Consider the following 17051-nt stretch of genomic DNA (forward strand, 5'->3'; position numbering starts at 1 on the left):
CCGCAGGAACTTCTCCCCTGGAGAGCAACGAGTTTGCGGCACGTGCACCTCAGCAAGGGCGCTGACCGGCACATCCACGATGAGCTGCATCATGCCGTGCATCAGGGCCCATGTCACGTTTCAGGGGCGGCGCAAGGACTCAGCGGTGAACTGCCTCCACCACCGCGGTCGCGCCGGGCCTGACCTGAACCGTGACGTAGGTGTAGGTGGCGCCGTTCTCGGTGCGGGTCTGGGCGGGCCGCCTCGCGCCGTTGACCTTCACCTTGGGATGGACACCAGGGAACCTCGCTTCCCAGACGTAGGCGCCGTCGCCGCCCTGGTTGGTCACCGTCGTCTTGCTCGAGCCGTCGTGCCGCACCGTGAACTTCCCTTGTCCGACAGGGATGTCGGCCACCTGGAGCCAGCCCATCCCCGACGGCGTCCTGGACTGCGTCGCCAACCGGCGCTGCGGAGCGTTCGGCACGACGCCGAGCAACCCCTCCACCACCTGGGACAGCAACGTGAACGACACCTCGGGGTAGTCGCCGTTGGGACCCTGCCGGGACGACGGGTGCTTGGTGTCGCGCGCGTTGTAGACGTAGTTCATCCAGTACCAGGCTGTGTCGGGCTGGTTGTTGTTGAAGAACGTGTCCGGCAGGTAGGTGATGGCCTCGATGTTGCCCGGCTTGCCCACTCCCCTGGCCTGCTGGTCGATGTAGCCGAGGTAGGCCTGCCTGCGCGGTCCGGGGTCGAGGATCTGCTTCATCGGCATGAACCAGCTGTTCTCCTTGCCCCAGCCCGTCAACGCCTGCCCGTCGACGGTGTAGCCGCGCACCATCGCCTCGCCGGAACCTGGACCGGTCCAGGTCGAGTTGAAGTAGGCCTTCAGCTTTTCGGCCGCCTGGTCGGATTTCTCGGCCAGAGCGTTGTCGCCGCGTCCGCGCGCCAGCGAGGCCATCGCACGGAATGCCTGGTACTGCGAGGCGATCGAGTCGCCTGCCTCGGCGAGCGGTTCGTCGCTCTGTTCGTTGTAGCTGGCTGCCCCTTGGAAGATGCCTTTGCCGGTGCCTTCCGCGACGCCGTTGGGCTTCGCGCCGTCGTGCAGCGCGATGAACTCGTCGGTCGCCTTGCGGTAGAACTCCCAGAGCGCCGGGTCCTGGACGTAGCGGGGGTCGCCGCTCCACTGGTAGGCCTGGTTCGCCTTCTCGACCAGTTCGAACGTCGCCGGGACCTCGCGGACGAACGAGTTCGGGTTGTTGTAGTCGATCCGCAGATAGGTGTCGTTGTCGAAGTTGATCGCCCACACCGGGTAGTACTTGTGCTCGGGCGTCGACGACGCGGCGAAGGCGTGCATCATCGACAGGTTCTCGTCGTTGAGGCCGAGGACCTGGGCGCCGCCGAACTGGTGGGCCATGTCGCGCGAGTAGTACGCCGTGCGGTGGGCGTAACCCGCCCAGTACGACGGTTGGTACGTGTTCGTTCCGGTTCCCGCCGGGCGGCCCTCGTCCACGTTGACCGGCCCGACGGTGCCCGGCCCGATCACCCAGCTGTTCGCCTTCGCCTTGGCCCAGTTGAACATTTCCACGACCCCCGGGGCGGACGAGCTGATCGTGGGCGAGGCGGGCGAGGCCGGTGACACCATCAGGTCGTCGACGTTGATCCACGACGTGCCGGAGCCGACCAGGATCTCCACCCGGTCGCCTTTCTTCGCCGCGAACGGGCCGACGGAGTAGCGCGCGTAGAAGTCGCGGCCGGCGAGATTCGTGGTGCCGCTGAGTTTTCCGTTGACCTTGACCGCCACTGTTCCGCCGCTGCCACCGGTGGCGATCCACGCCGAGACCACGTGCCGGCCGGATGCGATCGCGGTGGTCGTCTGGCTGATCGACTTGCCGGCGCCGGCGTCGAGGTAGGCGAGTTTCGCGCCGCCGTGGGGGTTGTTGGTGGCGATGCCGGTTCCCGGGCCGAGCTGCCAGCCTGCCGTGCCGTCCTCGAAGCCCAGGTTGGTGAGCAACAGCGGTGGTGGGGCGACGGCGGGTTCGATCATCACGTCGTCGACGTTCACCCACGACTGGCCGGACTCGACGGCCACCTCGATGACGTCGTTCGGCGCGACGGTGATCGTGGACGTGCGGTAACGGGTGTAGGCGGTCTGCGCCAGGACGGGGATCGAGGCCACCTCGGCCCCGTTCACGCGGACGGCGAACCTGCCGTCCGGTGCCAGGGCCGCGATCCACGCCGAGACGGTGTACGAGCCCGCGGCGTGAGCGGTGATCGACTGGCTGATCCTCCTGCCCGTCCCGCCGTTCAGGTAGGCGAGCCCTGATCCGGTGTGCGGGTAGTTCGTCGCGGTGCCGGTCCCCTCGCTGAACTGCCAGCCGAACGGCCCGTTCTCGAAACCGCGGTTGACGAGGGTGAGCGGGGCGGGAACAGCGGCCGAGGCCGGCAACGACGAGAACAGCAACGTCGCGACGGCGACGCACAACAGCGAGCGACGCATCTGGTTCCTCCGGACAGGGGCGGAGTTGCTGCAAACATACTGAAACCTTTCATGCGAAACTTGCAAGCGGAGGGCCACATGAAAATCGGAATCACTGAGATCGCCGACCGCGCGGGCGTCAGCGAGGCGACCGTCAGCCGGGTGATCAACCGGCGCAAGGGCGTCGCCCAGGCGACCCGGGACGCGGTCGAGCGCGCGATGGACGAGCTCGGCTACGAACGCACCGCGCCGAGCCCCCTGGTCGCCGTGATCACCGAACGCGTCTCGAACCCGTTCTTCGCCGACCTGGCCGAACGCATCGAGTCGGCCCTCGCCCCGCACGGGCTCAAGGTGATCCTGTGTCCGGCGTTCCCCGGCGGGGTGCAGGAGCGCGAGTTCGTCGCCGAGCTGGCCGACCGCGGCATCGGCGCCGCCGTGTTCCTCTCCGCGAGCAACACCCTGGACAGCGCGGACCCCGAGACGTTCGAGATCCTCCGCACCCGACGCATCCCGTTCGTGGCGATCAACGGCGGCGTGCGAGGCCACGACGTCCCGGTGTTCTCCACCGACGACGATCTGGCCGCCGAGATCGCGGTCGACCACCTGCACCGCCTCGGCCACCGGCGCATCGCCATGGTCTCCGGCCCCAAGGGCAACGGACCGGCCGATCGTCGCGTCCGCGGCTTCGTCTCAGCGATGGAGAAGCGCGGCACCGACGCCTCGGACTGGGTGCTGCGCCAGGCCTACACCGTCGAAGGCGGGCAGGCCGCGAGCGCCCGGCTCGTCGACGCGGGCGCCACCGCCGTGGTCGCCGCCAGCGACTTCATGGCGCTCGGCATCGTCCGCGGTGCCCGGCGGCTCGGTCTGGCGATTCCCGATGACCTGTCCGTCGTCGGCTACGACGGCACCATGATCACGGAGTTCGTCGACCCGCCGCTCACCACCGTCCGGCAGCCTTCGGATCGGCTGGCCGGCCACGTCGGTCACGCGGTGCTGGCGCTGATGAGCAACCGCGAGGTGCCCACCGGCGAGCTGCTGTTCGACCCGGAACTGATCATCCGGGCGACCACCGCGCCGCCGCGCCACGAAGCCTGAGACCCGAGGTCACACGTTCGAGTCCATCTCACGACCTCCACCCGGTGCTACTATCCGGAATAGCTATTCCGCTACGGAGGTGGAGATGACACCGGATCGACGGCACTGGTGGGTGCTGACGGTCGTCGCGCTCGCGCAGCTCATGGTGGTGCTGGACGCGACCATCGTGAACATCGCGCTGCCCGCCGCGCAGGCGGACCTGGGGTTCGGCGACGGGGACCGGCAGTGGGTGGTGATCTCCTACTCTCTCGCGTTCGGCAGCCTGCTGCTCGTCGGAGGGCGGCTCAACGACCGTCTCGGCGCGCGGACGGGGTTCGTCATCGGCCTCGCCGGCTTCGCCATCGCCTCGGCGGTCGGCGGGTGGGCGGACGGTCTGACGACATTGGTCGCGGCACGCGCGGCACAGGGCGTGTTCGGTGCACTGCTGGCGCCGGCCGCGCTGTCGTTGCTGTCGACGACGTTCCGCGGCACGAGGCACCAGGGCCGGGCCTTCGGCGTCTACGGTGCGGTCGCGGGTGGCGGCGGTGCGATCGGACTGCTGCTCGGCGGTGTCCTCACCGACCTGATCTCGTGGCGGTGGTGCCTGTACGTCAACGTCGTGATCGCGGTCGTCGTCATCGCGGGCGCGCTGGTGTGCCTGCCTGCCACGACCACGCGCGCCACTTCACAACGAACCGACTGGCTGGGCACGGTTCTGGTGGTCACCGGCCTGTTCGTGCTCGTGCTCGGGTTCGGTCGCTCAGAGGTGCTCGGCTGGGCCAACGCCACGACGATCGGTTCTCTCGCGGCGGGAGCCGTGCTGCTGGTGGCGTTCGTGCTCGTCCAGTCTCGGACTAGGACACCGTTGCTACCGCTCTCGATCCTGCGGTCACGTGTTCGCGGAACGTCCTATCTGGTCATGTCGCTCGCCGCTGTCGGCATGTTCTCGGTGTACCTGTTCCTTGCCTACTACCTTCAGCGCACGCTGGGGTTCTCGCCCGTGCTCGCCGGTGTCGCTTTCCTGCCGATGGCGGTCTCGGTCGCCATAGGATCTGCGGCTTCCGGTGCGGCTCTCGTACCGCGGTTCGGCATCCGGATGCCTGTCGCCGGAGGTTCGGCGCTCGCCGCGGCCGGGTTCCTCTATCTCACCGGGATCGGCAGTGACTACGCCACCACCGTCCTTCCTGGACTGATCATGGCCGGGCTCGGCCTCGGCGCGGTGTTCGGCTCGGCCATGAGCTCGGGCGCGGAAGGGGTTCCGCCGGAACAGGCCGGCATCGCGTCCGCGACGGTCAACACCACCCAGCAGATCGGCGGCTCCATCGGCATCGCCGTGCTCACCAGCCTGTCGCTGTCGGCCTCGCGGTCGGGCGGCGAGATGGCCGGCTACCACGCGGCGTTCTGGGGTGCGGCCGCCGCACTCGCGCTCGCCGCGGTGATCGCCGCCGTGCTGTATCCGCGGCGTTCGGCCTCCATCGACCAACCAGCTCCGGTGAGGAGCGGGTCATGACGAAGTCTCCAGGCCTCTTCACGCGTGTCGTCAGTGCCGTCCACCGCAAGGCGATCGGCCTGCCGTCAGGAGCCGTGCCGTACACGGTGGAACGTGGGGTCCTCGTTCCCACCGCCGACGGCGCGCAGTTGGTCACCGATCTCTACCTGCCAGTCGGCGAAGCTCGCGGCACGGTTCTCATCCGCTCTCCTTACGGCCGCGGCCTGCCGGAGAGTCTGTTCCACGGACGGGCGTTCGCCGACCACGGCTACCAGGTCGTGATCCAGAGCGTGCGTGGAACCGGAGGCTCCACGGGCACATTCCGCCCGATCGCGCAGGAGACCTCCGATTCGCAGGACACCGTCGTGTGGCTGCGTGAGCAGTCGTGGTTCAGCGGACGGCTGGCCACGCTCGGCGGTTCCTACCTCGGCTGGACGCAGTGGGCGCTGCTGCAGGATCCCCCGCCGGAACTGCGTGCCGCGGTGGTCCTCGTCGGGCCGCACGACTTCTCCCGCGCCATCCACGGCACGGGCTCGCTCGCACTCGCCGACTTCCTCGGCTGGAGCGCCAACGTCAAGGCGCTGAACAGCGGCGGCATGAGCGCGATGGTCACGGCCGGTCGGCGGGTGAAGGCCGCACTGCGCGAGCCGACGCCCGAACTCGCCGCCGCCTCCGCGCTCGGGGACCAGACGTGGTTCGACGAGTGGCTCGCCCACCCGGACCTTGCCGACCCGTTCTGGCAGCAGTACAACGCCACTGCGACGCTCAGCACCACTGCGGTGCCCACGCTGCTGATCGGGGGCTGGCACGACGTCTTCGTCGATCAGACGCTCGAGCAGTTCCGCGCTCTCGAAAGCCGCCAGGTCGGCATCGGGATGACGATCGGCCCGTGGACCCACATGGACACCACGGTCAAGGCCGCCAGAGTGGCCGACACCGAAGCGTTGGCGTGGTTGGACGAGCACGTCGCCAACCGCGGCCGCACTCGGCAGGCGCCGGTGCGCGTCTACGTGACCGGTGCGGAGCAATGGCGTGCGCTGCCGACCTGGCCACCGTCGACGAACGAGCTCACGCTGACGCTCGACGCGAGCAGGCTGCTCGGCACGAAACCCGGCTCCGGCACCGTCGGATTCGGCTACGACCCGGCCGACCCGACGCCCTCGCTCGGTGGGCGGCACATGTCGGCGAAGGCGGGACGACAGGACAACCGTTCGATCGAACGCCGTGCGGACGTCGTCACCTTCACCTCCGCCGCGCTCGACCAGCCGCTCGACGTCGTCGGTGCACCTCAGGTGGTCCTTCAGCTCGAGGTCACCGGTGCGACGCCGGATCTCTTCGTCCGGCTCTGCGAGGTCGACGCCCGCGGCCGGTCCTGGAACGTCACCGAGGCGTTCAGCCGCTTCGACCCCGCAAGAGGACATGTCGAGCTGTCGCTCGGCTCGTGCGCGCACCGGTTTCGCGCCGGTCACCGCGTTCGTCTGCAGATCTCCGGCGGGGCCTACCCGCGTTTCGCCCGCAACCCCGAGCCGAGCCACTACACGGTCGACTGCGCGGGATCAGCTCTCAGCCTGCCCGTTGAGTAAGAGGAGCGTTGTGAAGACAGTTGTAGCGATGTGCGCGCTGGTACTGGTGGTGAGCGCGTGTTCGTCCACTGACCCGGCGCCGTCGAGCGCCCCCGCGTTGGCAGCCTGCCCGTCGAGCGTCGTGCAGGGAGGCCAGGGCCAGCGGCCTCCGCAGGCGGCCGAGCTCAAAGTCCCCGTCGACACCAGCACCAGCAAGGTGATCGACCCGGCAGGCGCCAAGCAGATCCAATGTGGACGGACCAAGCTCACCGCCACCAACGACGTCGTGTACACCACGGCTGAAGCTGCCAAGCCGCTGCACGTCGACATCCAGGTACCTGCGGGCGACGGCGCGAAGCCTCTCGTGATCTACGTCCCGGGCGGCGGTTTCTCCTCGGCCGACCGGAAGCAGACGCTGAACCTGCGCACGTTCGTCGCCGAGGCCGGGTATGTGGTGGCGAGCATCGAGTATCGCGTGCGGCCCGACGGCGCGGTGTACACCGACGGGATCGCCGACATCCGCACGGCAGTGCGCTACCTGCGTGCCAACGCCTCCACCTACGGCATCGACCCTGACCGGGTCGCGCTGTGGGGCGAGTCGGCCGGCGGCTACCTCGCATCGATGGCGGGCGTGACGGACGCGGACGCGGACAGCCGCGTTCAGGCCGTCATCGACAAGTTCGGAGCCTCGGACTTCACGAAGCTCATGGCGGACTACGGTCCTGAGGCCGAACAGGGCTTCGCGAACTCGCCCAACCCGATCGCGCAGTACATCACCGGAAGCGCCGGGAAGACCCTCGCGGCCAGTCCCGAAGCGGTCGTCGCGGCCAACCCGGTCACGCACGCCGGACCGGGCGACCCGCCACTGCTGATCCTGCACGGCGACAGCGACAAGCTCATCTCCCCCAGCCAGACCTTGTTGCTGCACAACGGTGTCACCAAGGCGGGCGGGAACAGCACCCGCTACGTGGTGCGCGGTGCGGACCACGGTGACCTCGCGTTCGCCGGTGACCCGAACGCGGCGTCCCCTTGGGCGACCGAGCCGGTGGCCACCGTGATGACGGACTTCCTCAAGGCACATCTGTCGTAGTCGCCGCGCTCAAACCGAGGGCCTGCCGATGTGCCAGCGCGCACATCTGCGCTTCGGTCCCGCGAGAGTGTGCGACGAGCTCGTCGCCGAGGCACAGCAGGAAGGCCACGAGCGCGGTGCTGACGGAAGTGGGCGCCAACCACGGCGCACCAGCTTCGGAGGCCAAAGGCAGAGCTGGAGCGATCAGTGGATCAACGCAGGCCCAAGACCGGGGATGGAGTCCGGTCAACTATCGCGTGTCAGGGCAGGGCGCAGGGCTACCCCGCGTGCCCGGTTCGCGCAGGTGGTCGACGGAGAGCACTTCGCCGAGGCCGTGATCAGCTTCGTGTGCGGTCGCGGCTAGCATCGGTCAGATGAGCACGCCCCGCCGCCGTGACGCGCAGGCCAACCTCGCGCGGGTCCTCGCCGCCGCGGCCGAGGTCTTCGCGGAACGCGGCTGTTCGGCGACGCTGGCCGACGTCGCGAAGGTGGCCGGGGTCGGCGTCGGGACGGTGTACCGGACGTTCGAGACCAAGGACGACCTGATCTACGCCGTGTACGAGCCGAAGATCACCGAGGCGCAGCAGCAGGCGAAGGCGGCGAGTGATGATTCGGACCCGTGGCACGGGGTGGTCGCGCACCTGGAGCAGTCGGTGCCGACGCTGGCCGCGGACAAGGGCTTCCGGGAGTTGCTGAGCGGCTCCTACAGCGAGACGCTCGGCTGGTCACGGCCACGCACACCACATCGGCTGGCCAAGTTGGTGGAGGACAGCCACAACCACACGGGCGAGCACTTGGAACGGCTCGTCGAACGCGCTCGCGAGGCCGGCGTGGTCCGCGACGACCTCGTGGCGGGCGACCTGCTGCTGTTGTCGATGGCGGTGCAGACCGCGGTCGAGTTCGGCGGCCCTACGCATCCGTTGCTGTACAAGCGGATGATCGGTTTTCTACTGGACGGCATCAGGCCGTCGCGCAAGGCGCCGACCCCGCTTCCGGAGCCCGGACTGACCAGCCCGCAGATCGCCGCGCTGGAACGCGAGCGCAGCGAGCGGATGTCCGGGTCCCCGGAGGCATGAGTCAGACCGCCTCGGCGGCCTGCTTGACCAGCTCGGCCACGGCGCCCGGCTGCGACTCGTAGATCGCGTGGCTGCCGGCCACCTCGGTCACCGTCGCGCCGGCCCGCTCGGCCATCTGACGCTGTGCGGGCGGCGGGATCATCTTGTCGTCCGTCGCGACCAGGTACCAGCTGGGGCTGACCCGCCACGCCGGCTCGCTGACCGCGCCCGCCAGTGCTCCGACGCCCCACGGGACCTGCGAGTCGGCGAGGAACCTCGCGCGGCCCTCCGGCAGGTCACCGGCGAACGACGCGTGGAACTTCTCCTTGTCCAGGAACAGGAACCCGTCCTGCGGGGGCAGGATCGGCGGTACCGGGGCACCGGGCGGCGGGTCGGCGATCAGCGTGTTGACCGACTCGCCCTTGTCCGGGGCGAAGGCCGCGATGTACACGAGGGCCGCGACGTTGCCGTGCGTGCCCGCCTCGCTGATCACGGCACCGCCGTAGGAGTGGCCGACCAGCACGGTCGGGCCGTCCTGCTGGTCGAGGATCAGCCGGGTGGCGGCCGCGTCCCCCTCCAGCGACAGGGTCGGGTTCTGCACGACGCTCACCCGGTAGCCGTCCGCCACCAGGAGGTCGTAGACCGCCTGCCAGCCCGCGCCGTCCACGAAACCGCCATGGACGAGAACGACGTTGCGCGCACTCATCTTTCCTCCTCGGGGTCGGTGATGCGTGGCGACGGTAAGTCGGTCTCGGGTGGCCGCGATTCAGTCAAATGACTGTGCGTCCAGCTCGGTCAGCGCGTCGCGCAGGGCCGCGCGGGAGGTGACGCCGAGCTTCGGGAACACCTGGTACAGGTGCGCGCCGACCGTTCTCGGCGAGAGGAACAGGCGGGCGCCGATCTGCTTGTTCGTCAGGCCCGCCGCGGCCAGGGTGGCGATGTGATGTTGTTGTGCCGTGAGCACGACGGCTGGTCGTGGCTGGTCGGACCGCGCGCCGGTGGCACGTAGTTCGCCACGGGCTCGCACCACCCACGGCTGCGCGCCGAGCCGCTCGAACCGTTCCAGAGCGGCGGCGAGGTGGCGGCGGGCGGCAACGAGGTCCCTGTCGCGACGCAGGCGTTCCCCGAAGTACAGGTCCGCGCGGGCGAGCTCGAACGGCCACCGCTCCAGACCGGGTGCGGCCAGCGCTTCGGCGAACAGTCCCTGCTCCGACGTCATCGCCTCCGCCACGCGGCCGACGAAGTCCAGACGTGGTGAGATCGCGCCGATCTCCCGTGCGGCGAGTGCGTGGGCTCGGGCTTCGGCGTGCCTGCCGGAGTTCTCCGCGGACTCGACGAGGTCGAGGATCGTCCACAGCGCCTGCGGGGCGTGCGGCGCGAACGTGCCAGGTGGGGTGATCGAGGCCGTGCATCGATAAGCCGTCTCGAAGTCACGCCTGCCGAGGGCTTCCAGCGCGTCGACGTGCCACGCCTGGTGTTGAACGAGCCCCTTCTCCGTCGTTTCGCCTCGGGCAGCTGCCACCAGCGCACGCAGATACCGGCTGGAATCCCCCGCTTCATCCCATTGGCCGGTCTGGAAAGCATCGGTGGCCAGCAGCAACCTCGCCTCGGCGGCCTTCGCGGCCGGGCCTCGCCTCACCACGCGGTGCAGCGGCTCGCGGCACACGGGCAACCGGTCGACGTACATCGCGGCGGCTCCGGCCCGCACGATCCGGGTCGGGGACGTCTCGTGGGCCAGGTCGGCGAGCACGACGTCCAGCCGGTCGAGGACCGCCTGTGTCGACCGGGCCGGGTCACCGAACGTCGTCTCAGCGATCTCCAGCAGTTCCGGGGACGCTGGGAGATCGTGCGCATCACCGGGTTCGCGAGTGACGACGAGCAGGCCGATTCTCGTTCCGGTCACCCGTCGTGCGACGAACTGAAGCACCTTGGCGGTCGTCCACTGGACGTCGTCCACGATCACCAGCAGCGGTCCACCCGCTGCCGCGGCGGTGAGCCGTGCCAACGCGTGGTGCGCTTCGGCAAGGTCGCCCAGTTGTCCGCCGAAGTCCGCGCCGGTCAGGTGCAGGACCTCGGTACCCGCGGCCGACGCGTGGGCCACGGCCACGTCCAGGAGCCTGGCCTCGTGCAGCAGGAACACTCCCCCGGACTCGGCGGCGTCGTCGACGAAGGCGAGCAGGTTCATGCTCGGTCCAACCGCTCGAGCGCGTCCCGCAATCCCGCGCGCGAGGACACCCCGAGCTTCGGGAACACCTGGTAGAGGTGGGTGGCGACGGTCCGCGCGGACAGGTTGAGCCGTTGCGCGATCTCCTTGTTTGTCAACCCTTCCGCCGCCATTCTGACGATGGTGAGCTGCTGGGCCGTCAGCTCGCCGCCGGGCCGATGCGCGTCCGCGGGACGGAGTTCACGTTCCACCCTGGCGACCCAGAGCCCGGCACCGAGGCCGGCGAAGATCTTCTGAGCCCGAGCCAGCTGCACCCGTGCGAGCTGGTTCTTCCTGGCCCGCCGCAGCTGCTCGCCGTGCAGCAGCAGAACCCGCGCGTGCTCGAACGGCCACACCTCCACTCCTGGTCTGGCCAGGACCTCCTCGAACGATGCCGACCCGCACAGAGCCGCGGCCGCTCCGACCAGCAGCACGTACCGACGTGAGATCTCCTCCAGACGCGCCGCCCTCGCCGCCTCCACATGGGCGACCGCCTCGTCCCGCAGGCCGAGTCGCAACGCCGACTCGACGAGGTCCAGCACGAACAACGGCGCCGCGGGTACGTGCGACGCGAGCTCTCCTGCCGGCGACACAGAAGACGCGTGCCGGTAGGCCGACTCGTGGTCGCCGCGCCCGATCGCGGCCAGCGACAGCGCCTGCGCGGCGAGCGTCGACAGCATCATGGCGCCGCGCGGTGCCGCCCAGCCGATGATGCGGTTGGTCAGCTCGATGACGGCATGGTCGTCGCCCCGCCCGGCCGCGACCATGGCCTGCGGGTAGAGCCCGAGGCAACGCAGCAGGCTGTAGCCGTGTGCGTCGGCCAGTCGCACGTGTTCGTCCGCGAACTCCACCGCCTCGTCCCACGCGCTGGCCGCGATCCGTTCCAACGCCAGCAGCGACACGGTGTGCAGCTCCGCGGTCGCCGGCAGTCCTGGCCGTTTCCGCAGCCGCAGCAACGGTTCCCGGCAGGCGGCGAGCCGGTCGACGAAGACGCCGGTCAGTCCGGTGCGCACCAGGTCCACCGGCGGCACGTGGTCGTCCCATCCGGCTATCACCCGGTCCAGATCATCCAGTGTGGACAGTGCGGTCCGCGCGGGGTCGGCGCAGAACGCACGCAGTCGCTCGACGAGCGGCGGCAGCTCTCCCATCCGCGAGGTGATGTGGTGGAACGCCTCCCACCACCGCGGCCCGCCACCGAAATAGCACACCCAGCCCAGCGTGATCACCGCATCGGTGACGGTGTCGTCCGGCTCGTCGAGTTTCTGCATCTCCAACGCACCCACCAGCAGCCGGTGCGCGGTGTCGATGTCGCCCTCACCGCTGAAGAGCAGGTAGTGGGCGGCGGCGACGGCGATCTCCAGCGACGGCAGTTCGTCACCGGTCCGCACTTCCTCCAGCAGTTCGGGCACTCGCCGCAGCTGCCCGTCGGCCAGCGCGCCGATGTACGCGGCGTCCGCGAGCCGGCGGCCGCGATCGTTGGTCGATCCGCTGAGCTCGGCCGCCCTGATCAGCGCCGAGACGGCACCGGCGGTGTCACCGCGCCTGCGGGCGTGCAGAGCGGCGTCCTCGAGGAGCAACGCGATGTGCTCGTCCGGTTCGGCCGCGGTCTGCGCCAGGTGCCAGGCGTGCCGGTCGAGCCGACCGCGCATCCGTTCCGCGAGCATGGTGTGCACGTGCCGCCGTTCGTCGCTCGTCGAGACCGCCACGACGGCGGAGCGGGTCAGCGGATGCCGGAACACCACGGCGTCCCCGGTCAGGTCGACCAGGCCCAGGCGCTCGGCGGGGGCGAGGTCCCGCGCGGACTCGAACAGCTCCAGCGGCGCGGGACTTTCCAGCGCTGCCAGCAGAAGCGCCCGTCTCGTGGCGTCCGGCAACGCGCTCACCCGTGCCGCGAACACCTCACGCAGCCGCTCCGGCACCGTGTCACCGACCTGTGGCGAGGCCGAGGTCAGCGCGGCCGGCAGTTCGAGCAGCGCCAACGGGTTCCCGCGAGCGTCGTCCAGCAGCCGCCTGCGCACGGCCGAGGTCATCGCCGGATACCGCTCCTCCAGCAACCTTCCCGCCGCGTCGTCGGACAGCGGGCGGACCACGCGCACCTCCGCGCCGGCGACGTGACCGGCCTGCTCGCCCCGCATCGCGAAGAGAAGACCGACGCGGCCCAACGGTCTCTGCGCCACCTCGTCCAGCACCATGGCGCTCGGCCGGTCGAGCCAGTGCAGGTCGTCCACGGTCACCAGCAGCGGCTGGGCGGCCGACAGCAGGGCTGCCACCGCGTCCACCACCTCGGACCGGCCGGGTGGCGGTCCCTCGGCCATGCCCAGCGCGACCGCCAGCGGGGACGCGACCTCGGCCCCCGGCAGTGTGCTGACCAGCTGGTGCAGGCCGGCGAACGCCAGTTCGGCCTCGAACTCCGCGCCCGACATCGGCAGGATCCGCATGCCCAGGCTCGCGGCGTGAGCGGCCGCCGCGTCCAGCAACGCCGTCTTGCCCACGCCGGGATCACCGGCGAGCACCAGCGCCGACGTTTCGGCCAACGCCCGGTGCACGAACGCGTGCAGGGCGGTCAGGTCGTCGTCACGGCCGATGAGGCTGCGTCCGCCCATCAGGCGCCTCTCCGTCTCAGGCCGTCCAGTGCCACGGCGATCACCGTGTCGGCGAGGTCGGCGGCGGTGAGACCGCCGCTCGGCCGGTACCAGTCGATGAGCGAGTTCACCATGCCGAAGAGCAGCCTGGTGACCGTGGCCGGTTCGACGTCGGCGCGCAGATCGCCCTCGGCCACGGCCTGGGTGACGAGGTCCGTGACGATGCCGTCGAACTCGCGGCGGCGGACCAGTGCGGCACGCTCGGTCTCCGTGTTGCCGCGCACCCGCAGGAGCAGGGTGACGAACGGCAGTTCCTCGGCGAGCACGGTGACGCTGCCGCGGACGAGTTGCTCCAGCCGGTCGACAGCGCGGCCGTCACCGAGCTTCGCGACCTCGGCGAACAGGCCGTCCAGCGCGCGGCCGACGGCAAGCCCGAGCAGCGACTCCTTGCTCGGCACGTGGTGGTAGATGGCGGACTTCCCGACACCGAGGCGGGTCGCCAGGTCCTGGATGCTCGTGCTGTCGTAGCCGCGCTCGTAGAACAGTTCGGCAGCCGCCCTCAGCAGCGACTCCTGGTCGTAGCCCGGCCGGCCGCGCCGCCTGGTCGTCACCACCGGTAGAACCCCTCACCGGTCTTCCGGCCGAGGTGCCCGGCCGCGACCTTGTCCCGCAACACCTGTGGCGGGGCGAACCGGGGGCCCAGCTCGCGGGAGAGATGCTCGGCGATGGCCAGCCGCACGTCCAGGCCGACGATGTCCGTGGTGCGCAACGGGCCGACCGGATGCCGGTAGCCCAGCGTCATGGCGTTGTCGATGTCCTCTGCGGTAGCTACGCCTTCCTCGACCATCCGCATCGCCTCAAGCGCGATCGCGACGCCGAGACGACTGCTCGCGAATCCCGGTGAGTCCCGCACGGTGATCGTGTGCTTGCCCAAGCCCTCCACCCATTCCTGCGCCCTCACCACGAGCTCGGGAGCGGTGCGGGCGCCGACCACGACCTCGACGAGATCGCTGGCCGGGACGGGGTTGAAGAAGTGCAGTCCGATGAGGACGGACGGGTCGGGCAGCGCGCCGGCGAGGGCGTCGATGGGCAACGAGCTGGTGTTCGTGCCGATCACCGCGTCCGGCGCGCAGCGGGCGACCGTCGCGAGCACGGCGTGCTTCACCTCTGGCAGTTCGGGAACCGCCTCGATCACGAGACTCGCGGCGACCAACGCCTCCGCGCCGGTGACCACCTCGACGGTGCCGGTGACGGTCATGCCCAGTTCCACCGACTTCGCCAGACTCTTCTCGACGCGGGCTCGTGCGGCCGCCGCGGCGCGGTCGTCGTTCTCGACCACGGTGACAGCGCTGCCCGCGACCGCGAACGCGTGGGCGATTCCGGCGCCCATCCGGCCACCCCCGTAGACACCCACCACGGCTGGAACTGTCATCGGGGGTCTCCTTCTGGGGGTGATTTACTGACCGATCGTTCTGTTATACCTGGGCGGCCGCCTCCCGGGAAAGGACTCTCGACCGTGACCGCTTTGCTGGAGAGCTATGCCGCCGGGAGCTGGTTCCGTGCCCGCAACGAGGGCGAACCGCTGCTGGACGCCACGACCGGCGAGGTGGTCGCGAGCCTGTCGAGCGACGGGCTCGATCTGCGGGCTATGGTCGAGCACGCTCGGCACGTCGGTGGCCCGGCGATCCGAGAGTTGACGTTCCACCAGCGCGCCCTGCTGATCAAAGAGCTGGCCAGGCACCTCAGCGCGGACAAGGACTTCCTGTACGAGCTGTCGTTCCGCACGGGCGCGACGAAGCGCGACTCGATGGTCGACATCGACGGCGGGTTCGGCACGATGTTCAGCTACGCGAGCAAAGGTGTGCGCGAACTGCCGAACGACACCGTCGTGCTGGACGGCGGCCTGGAGCGGCTCGGGCGCGAGGGCACGTTCCTCGGCCAGCACCTCTACACCTCGCGGCCGGGCGTCGCGGTGCAGATCAACGCGTTCAACTTCCCGGTGTGGGGCATGCTGGAGAAGCTCGCGCCCGCGTTCCTCGCCGGGCTGCCCAGCATCGTGAAGCCGGCGAGCCAGACCGCCTACCTGACCGAGGCCGTCGTCCGGCGAATCGTCGAGTCCGGCATCTTCCCGGAAGGCTCGCTGCAGCTGCTGTCCGGCAGCCCGCGCGGCCTGCTCGACGAACTGAACGAGCAGGATTCCGTTGCCTTCACCGGTTCCGCACACACAGCGAGCATTCTGCGCAACCACCCGAACGTGCAGCACTGTGGCGTACGCCTTGGTGTGGAAGCGGATTCGCTCAACTGCTCGATCCTCGGGCCCGATGTCACGGCCGACCACCCCGAGTTCGACCTGTTCGTCAAGGGTGTCGTCACCGAGATGACCGTGAAGGCCGGCCAGAAGTGCACGGCGATCCGGCGCGCGATCGTGCCGGAACCGATCGCGGACGCCGTGATCGACGCGATCACCGCACGGCTCGCCAAGATCACCGTGGGCAACCCGGCGAACGAGCGCGTGCGGATGGGTCCGTTGGCGTCGCTCGGTCAGCGTCAGGACGTCCGCAAGGCGATCGAGTCCCTGCGCAACACCGCCGATGTCGTGTTCGGCGACCACCCGGCCGACCTGATCGACGCTGACACCGAGCGCGGTGCGTTCCTCTCCCCCGTTCTGCTCCGCGCTCGGCCTGGCGCCACCGAGCCGCACGACATCGAGCCGTTCGGGCCGGTCAGCACTGTGTTCACCTATCGCACAGCTTCGGAGGCCGTCGAGCTGGCAGCGCGCGGCAAGGGGAGCCTCGTCGGGTCGCTCGTGACGAACGATCCCGGTGTGGCACGCCAGATCGTGCTGGGCACCGCGCCGTGGCACGGCCGGATCCTGGTGCTCAACCGCGACGACGCGGCCGAGTCGACCGGGCACGGCAGCCCGTTGCCGATGCTGGTGCACGGCGGCCCCGGCCGCGCGGGTGGCGGCGAGGAACTGGGTGGCATCCGCAGCGTCCTGCACCACATGCAGCGCACCGCCGTGCAGGCCTCCCCGGACATGCTCACCGCGATCACCGGGCGGTGGACAGCCGGGTCGAAGCGAGTCGTGGACGAGGTGCACCCGTTCCGGAAGAGCCTGGCGGGACTGAGGATCGGCGACACGGTCGTGTCCGCGACCCGGCAGGTCACGCTCGCCGACATCGACCACTTCGCCGAGTTCACCGGCGACACCTTCTACGCCCACACCGATCCGGAAGCGGCGGCGGCCAACCCGTTGTTCGGCGGCATCGTCGCGCACGGCTACCTGGTGGTGTCGCTGGCGGCCGGGTTGTTCGTCGAACCCCGGCCCGGTCCCGTGCTGGCCAACATCGGCGTCGATCACCTGCGGTTCCTGACGCCGGTGAAGGCCGGAGACACCATCGCGGTGAAGCTGACGGTCAAGCAGATCACGCCCCGCACCAACGCCGACTACGGCGAGGTCCGCTGGGACGCCGTCGTCACGAACCAGAACGACGCGCCGGTCGCGACCTACGACGTCCTGACCCTGGTGGCCAAGACGTACAGTTGAAAGTGACGTCACTTT

At 69.8% G+C, this 17051-nt stretch carries 12 protein-coding genes; 6 read left to right on the top strand and 6 right to left on the bottom strand.

Annotated elements, in window-relative coordinates; genetic code table 11:
* Positions 1 to 139: 139 nt before the first annotated feature.
* Entirely contained in the window at positions 140 to 2476 is a 2337-nt protein-coding gene (locus ACWGE0_RS12645; RefSeq protein WP_452261024.1) for a hypothetical protein, read from the bottom strand.
* A 78-nt stretch (positions 2477 to 2554) separates the two neighbouring features.
* Between ACWGE0_RS12645 and ACWGE0_RS12650 the strand changes: the two genes are divergently transcribed.
* The 5 genes from ACWGE0_RS12650 to ACWGE0_RS12670 all read left to right on the top strand — a co-directional run bounded on the left by ACWGE0_RS12650 (position 2555) and on the right by ACWGE0_RS12670 (position 8725).
* Positions 2555 to 3550, top strand: coding sequence for a LacI family DNA-binding transcriptional regulator (locus tag ACWGE0_RS12650; RefSeq protein WP_452261025.1), 996 nt, complete (start codon positions 2555 to 2557; stop codon positions 3548 to 3550).
* Positions 3551 to 3635: 85 nt separating this feature from the next.
* Positions 3636 to 5039 carry a DHA2 family efflux MFS transporter permease subunit gene (locus ACWGE0_RS12655; protein ID WP_452261026.1) on the top strand — a complete coding sequence of 468 codons (1404 nt, stop codon included), beginning with the start codon at positions 3636 to 3638 and terminating at the stop codon, positions 5037 to 5039.
* Positions 5036 to 6601 (top strand): CocE/NonD family hydrolase, encoded by a 1566-nt coding sequence (locus ACWGE0_RS12660; protein ID WP_452261027.1) that lies wholly within the window; start codon positions 5036 to 5038, stop codon positions 6599 to 6601. Before ACWGE0_RS12655 ends, ACWGE0_RS12660 begins: the two co-directional genes overlap by 4 nt.
* Positions 6602 to 6611: 10 nt before the next feature.
* Positions 6612 to 7670 (top strand): alpha/beta hydrolase fold domain-containing protein, encoded by a 1059-nt coding sequence (locus ACWGE0_RS12665; protein WP_452261028.1) that lies wholly within the window; start codon positions 6612 to 6614, stop codon positions 7668 to 7670.
* Positions 7671 to 8023: 353 nt separating this feature from the next.
* Complete coding sequence (locus tag ACWGE0_RS12670; RefSeq protein WP_452261029.1) at positions 8024 to 8725, top strand: TetR/AcrR family transcriptional regulator; 702 nt, start codon at positions 8024 to 8026, stop codon at positions 8723 to 8725.
* Position 8726: 1 nt separating this feature from the next.
* On the opposite strand, the gene ACWGE0_RS12675 is transcribed toward ACWGE0_RS12670, so the two are convergent.
* The 5 genes from ACWGE0_RS12675 to ACWGE0_RS12695 are packed head-to-tail and all read right to left on the bottom strand — an operon-like array spanning position 8727 to position 14921.
* Complete coding sequence (locus tag ACWGE0_RS12675; protein WP_452261030.1) at positions 8727 to 9410, bottom strand: alpha/beta fold hydrolase; 684 nt, start codon at positions 9408 to 9410, stop codon at positions 8727 to 8729.
* Between the two features lie 60 nt (positions 9411 to 9470).
* On the bottom strand, positions 9471 to 10889 hold the full coding sequence (locus ACWGE0_RS12680) for a helix-turn-helix transcriptional regulator (RefSeq protein ID WP_452261031.1): 1419 nt from the start codon (positions 10887 to 10889) through the stop codon (positions 9471 to 9473).
* On the bottom strand, positions 10886 to 13510 hold the full coding sequence (locus ACWGE0_RS12685) for an AAA family ATPase (protein ID WP_452261032.1): 2625 nt from the start codon (positions 13508 to 13510) through the stop codon (positions 10886 to 10888). Before ACWGE0_RS12685 ends, ACWGE0_RS12680 begins: the two co-directional genes overlap by 4 nt.
* Positions 13510 to 14100, bottom strand: coding sequence for a TetR/AcrR family transcriptional regulator (locus ACWGE0_RS12690; RefSeq protein WP_452261133.1), 591 nt, complete (start codon positions 14098 to 14100; stop codon positions 13510 to 13512). Before ACWGE0_RS12690 ends, ACWGE0_RS12685 begins: the two co-directional genes overlap by 1 nt.
* Entirely contained in the window at positions 14097 to 14921 is an 825-nt protein-coding gene (locus ACWGE0_RS12695) for a 3-hydroxyacyl-CoA dehydrogenase family protein (RefSeq protein ID WP_452261033.1), read from the bottom strand. The genes ACWGE0_RS12690 and ACWGE0_RS12695 overlap by 4 nt, the downstream gene beginning before the upstream one ends.
* A gap of 84 nt (positions 14922 to 15005) precedes the next feature.
* Between ACWGE0_RS12695 and paaZ the strand changes: the two genes are divergently transcribed.
* Positions 15006 to 17036: a phenylacetic acid degradation bifunctional protein PaaZ gene (paaZ, locus tag ACWGE0_RS12700; protein ID WP_452261034.1), complete on the top strand. Its 2031-nt coding sequence runs from the start codon at positions 15006 to 15008 to the stop codon at positions 17034 to 17036.
* Positions 17037 to 17051 lie beyond the last annotated feature (15 nt).

The organism is Lentzea sp. NPDC054927 (assembly GCF_053610285.1).

What these genes read in the sequence shown, in the direction of transcription:
- ACWGE0_RS12675 (WP_452261030.1), bottom strand. Translation starts at nt 9,410, where the DNA reads ATGAGTGCGCGCAACGTCGTTCTCGTCCATGGCGGTTTCGTGGACGGC.
- ACWGE0_RS12695 (WP_452261033.1), bottom strand. Translation starts at nt 14,921, where the DNA reads ATGACAGTTCCAGCCGTGGTGGGTGTCTACGGGGGTGGCCGGATGGGC.
- ACWGE0_RS12645 (WP_452261024.1), bottom strand. Translation starts at nt 2,476, where the DNA reads ATGCGTCGCTCGCTGTTGTGCGTCGCCGTCGCGACGTTGCTGTTCTCG.
- ACWGE0_RS12650 (WP_452261025.1), top strand. Translation starts at nt 2,555, where the DNA reads ATGAAAATCGGAATCACTGAGATCGCCGACCGCGCGGGCGTCAGCGAG.
- ACWGE0_RS12680 (WP_452261031.1), bottom strand. Translation starts at nt 10,889, where the DNA reads ATGAACCTGCTCGCCTTCGTCGACGACGCCGCCGAGTCCGGGGGAGTG.
- ACWGE0_RS12670 (WP_452261029.1), top strand. Translation starts at nt 8,024, where the DNA reads ATGAGCACGCCCCGCCGCCGTGACGCGCAGGCCAACCTCGCGCGGGTC.
- ACWGE0_RS12685 (WP_452261032.1), bottom strand. Translation starts at nt 13,510, where the DNA reads ATGGGCGGACGCAGCCTCATCGGCCGTGACGACGACCTGACCGCCCTG.
- ACWGE0_RS12660 (WP_452261027.1), top strand. Translation starts at nt 5,036, where the DNA reads ATGACGAAGTCTCCAGGCCTCTTCACGCGTGTCGTCAGTGCCGTCCAC.
- ACWGE0_RS12655 (WP_452261026.1), top strand. Translation starts at nt 3,636, where the DNA reads ATGACACCGGATCGACGGCACTGGTGGGTGCTGACGGTCGTCGCGCTC.